Below are 3571 nucleotides of genomic sequence, written 5' to 3'. Positions count from 1 at the left end.
TGTCGGGCGACAGGCCGATGCCGTTCTGGGCGTCGGTGGGGAAGACCACTTCGGTGACACCCGACCCGTCGGCATGGGCGTAGTGGATGCCGGTGAGGTCGGCGGTGCGCTCGTGGGCGTCACGGATGCCGTGATCGGTGAACCAGAAGCCGCCGTGTCCGTCCATCACGATGTCGTTGGGGCCCCGCAGCGGGCGACCGTCGCACTCGGTGTACAGGTCGGTGACGGTGCCGTCGTGGGGGTCGACGCGCTGGATCCGTCCGCCGCGGTAGCGATCGCGGGCGAACCCGCCCGGCAGCAGCATGTCCCCCAGCTCCACCGGGGTGAACGATCCGCCGTTGTTGCACACGTAGATGGCGCCGTCGGGGCCGATCGCCGCACCGTTGGGTCCGCCGGGGATCTCGGCGATCGTCTCCGTCGAGCCGTCGGGATGCACCCGCGTGAGTCGCTCGGCGAACATCTCGACCAGGACCACCGATCCGTCGGGCATCGCGATCGGGCCCTCGGGGAACTTCAGCCCGGTCGCGACCTCGGTGAGTTCGGGCGTGAATTCGACGACGGCGCTCATCGGCTCATGTTGCCAAATTCGGCCGGGCCGAGACGCAACCGACCCGGCACGCCCACCGGCGGGGCACCCGTCACTCGACGACGAGTTCGCCGACCATCGACGGGTGGATCGAGCAGAAGTAGGGGTAGGTCCCGGGCTCGGAGGCAACGAACGAGAACGTTTCGTTCATGCCGAGATTGCCCGAATCCCACGTGCCGTCGTCGGCAGTGGTGGTGTGGACGAGCACGTCGACGTTCGTCCACACCACCTCGGTGCCGGCGGCCACGCTGATGGTGGGCGGTTCGAACCCTTCGGCGACCCCGACGATCGTGACGCCGACGTCCTGTGCATCGCCGTCGTCGGTGTCGCCGTCGTCGGTGTCACCGGGCGTTGCGGCAGTGGTCTCTGCGCCGCCGTCGGCGTCGTCGGCCACTGGCGCACTGGTGACGTCCGCATCGTCGTCGTCACCGTCGCAGGCGACGGGCACCAGCGCCGCGACGGCGACCAGGGCGATCCAGGGAAACGGTCGGGACGGTCTGTCGGCCATGTCGGTCCTCCTCGCTCGTCCGGCGGGTCACCGGTGAGCCCCCGACACTAGATCAGAGTTGACCGTTCTGCTGGAGGAGTTCGAACTCCTCCACCGTCATCAGCACGGCCCGCGCCTTGGAGCCCTCGCTCGGGCCGACCACCCCGCGCTGCTCGAGCAGATCCATGATCCGGCCGGCACGCGCGAAACCGACCTTCAGCTTCCGTTGCAGCATGGAGGTGGACCCGAGCTGGCTGCGCACGACGAGCTCCATCGCCTGGCGCATCATCGCCGTGTCCTCGTCCTCCTCGCCGGCCGAGAACGCATTGGCGTCGGAGGTGACGTCGAGGTCGTCGAGACCGGCAGCGCCACCCGGCGCCGGTGGTCCGGAGCTGGCCATCGGCGGCACGAGCGCCGGCTGCGCCGTCGCGCTGCCGGCGAAGTCACCCTCGGAGCCGCCGTCGCCGCCCGCTTCGACATCGCCCGAGTACACGGGTTCGGGCGCCTGGTTGCGCCAGTGGCCGACGATCTGGCGGACTTCGTCCTCGCCCACGAACGAGCCCTGGATGCGGTTGGCCACCGACGAGTTGCCGGGGAGCAGCAACATGTCGCCCTTGCCGACGAGCTTCTCCGCGCCGGGCTGATCGAGGATCACGCGTGAGTCCGTGAGGCTCGACACGGCGAAGGCCATCCGAGCGGGGATGTTGGCCTTGATCACACCGGTGATGACGTTCACCGACGGCCGCTGCGTGGCGACGATCAGGTGGATGCCGACGGCACGCGCCTTCTGGGCGATGCGGGTGATCGATATTTTAGCACCACTTAAACAATGGTTTTTTCGGATACTGGATCTTAGTCTTCCATATTCTTTCAATTTTTTTAAATCAGCTTTTTTAGACCTAATTTTCAGAGTTCCAACTGTGCTTGAGCCTCGCATTCTTCATATCGTACCGATTTTTTTGATCTCCTTGCTTATTGCCGGAGCTTGCAGCGATCTTTCCGAATACGATAGTGAGCAGGTACAATCTACTTTAAACGACTCGCTCATAACTTCCACTGAAAGCTGGGATGTTGAAATGACACTAATGCAGCAGGAACGTGCCCGTATTTTCATTCAAGGAAGCTATGCAATATCCTATCAAACCCGTGAGCGCGCAGAAACACATATCGACGGGCCTGTCTATGTTCAGCTTTTCGACACAACCGGAGCTGTTGAAACGGAAGCCTGGAGCAAAAGAGCTGTGTATCTGGAAGAAAAGAGTGAATTTGAACTCTATGATTCCGTCAGGGTCCTCACCAATTCAGATCGTGAACTCTATTCAGATTATCTGGTCTGGTCGCAAAAGACCGATCGAATAACCTCTCCAAGGTTCGTAACCATCATCACTCCTACCGACAGCATTTCGGGTCGCGGGTTTGATGGTTTAACCGACCTCTCTTCCTACACCATAGATGAACCGCGCGGCAGATTGATCGTAGATTAATGGGCAGGATTAAATCATATCTTTTCATTTCCGTCGGCCTGATACTATTTCTGACATCTATCCCTGAATGGTCTGAAGCTCAAAACCGGGTAAATATTCTGGACGCGGATAGAGCAGAAGGTGCAGTTGTGGATGGACAATTTGTTAGAAAGCTGCTCGGCAATGTGATTCTGGAAACGGAGCAAATGGTCATGGATGCAGACAGTGTTTATGATTTTTCAGAAGAAAGTATGCTCCATGCTTTCAACATTCAGATAGAAACGGAATCTGAAATGATTTGGGCCGACACGCTCTACTATAATACTCTAACCGATTACAGTGAGCTAAGAGGCCGGGTGATCGTACAGTCTGAAAACAACACCGTATTCAGTGAGAATATGGATGCAGCGCTTGCTCTCGAGCTTATCATCTTTAGTGATCCCGTACGTTTTGAGGATGAACGAGGTACTCTTTTGGCAGAGTCCGGCCTGTATTACCAGGATGTAGACAGTGCCGCTTTTCGTGGAAATGTACAGCTGGCCGACAGTACTCAATATCTTGAGTCTGATTCGCTTTTCATGAATCGACAAGATGACCTATATGAACTCTATGGTCGTGTTTATGCGGAAGATTTTGAAGATAATGTCATCTTCACCGGAGACTACCTGTATGCAGACTCTACCGGCTACCGCCTGCTCACTGGCGACGATGCATGGCTAATGGAGTTAAGTGAGAATGAAGCGGATACCACACACCTGCTAGCCAAAAAAATAGAGCTTCTGGAAACGGATACCACCTCAACTATGGACGCTTTTGAAGATGTCCGGATTTGGTCGACAAAATTCTCAGCCATTGCGGATACGGCACTATATCGGGATCATGAGGAGAAATTTGAGTTAAGGTCAAATCCAAAACTCTGGCAAAGAAATATTCAGTTAACGGGGCCTGTTATTGAAGCTCACCTTGAGAATAGTGATATTCGGTTTTTATCATCCTACCCCCGCCCTATTGCCGTGCAAGAGGATACAGTGACAG

General features: G+C 57.4%; 5 protein-coding genes. 2 read left to right on the top strand and 3 right to left on the bottom strand.

Annotation, left to right across the window (positions count from 1 at the left end):
* The 3 genes from LCF59_RS17530 to LCF59_RS17520 all read right to left on the bottom strand — a co-directional run.
* The coding region (locus LCF59_RS17530; RefSeq protein WP_292288910.1) for an SMP-30/gluconolactonase/LRE family protein at positions 1-568 on the bottom strand (568 nt) is incomplete at its 3' end.
* 70 nt (positions 569-638) lie between these two features.
* A complete protein-coding gene (locus LCF59_RS17525; RefSeq protein WP_292288909.1) occupies positions 639-1094 on the bottom strand; it encodes a cupredoxin domain-containing protein in 456 nt (151 codons plus the stop codon).
* A gap of 52 nt (positions 1095-1146) precedes the next feature.
* Positions 1147-1869 carry a DNA translocase FtsK gene (locus LCF59_RS17520; protein ID WP_367273421.1) on the bottom strand — a complete coding sequence of 241 codons (723 nt, stop codon included), beginning with the start codon at positions 1867-1869 and terminating at the stop codon, positions 1147-1149.
* On the opposite strand from LCF59_RS17520, the gene lptC reads away from it, so the two are divergent.
* Both lptC and LCF59_RS17510 read left to right on the top strand, forming a co-directional pair.
* Positions 1784-2557 carry an LPS export ABC transporter periplasmic protein LptC gene (lptC, locus tag LCF59_RS17515; RefSeq protein ID WP_292288907.1) on the top strand — a complete coding sequence of 258 codons (774 nt, stop codon included), beginning with the start codon at positions 1784-1786 and terminating at the stop codon, positions 2555-2557. The genes LCF59_RS17520 and lptC overlap by 86 nt on opposite strands.
* The coding region (locus LCF59_RS17510; protein WP_292288906.1) for an OstA-like protein at positions 2557-3571 on the top strand (1015 nt) is incomplete at its 3' end. The genes lptC and LCF59_RS17510, both read left to right, overlap by 1 nt.

It is taken from the genome of Marivita sp. (assembly GCF_020055675.1).
Lineage (GTDB): Bacteria > Pseudomonadota > Alphaproteobacteria > Rhodobacterales > Rhodobacteraceae > Marivita.
This window is presented reverse-complemented; position numbering and strand designations above follow the sequence as displayed.

Excerpts from the sequence above, each read along its gene's own strand:
- LCF59_RS17525 (WP_292288909.1), bottom strand. The coding sequence starts at position 1,094 with ATGGCCGACAGACCGTCCCGACCGTTTCCCTGGATCGCCCTGGTCGCC.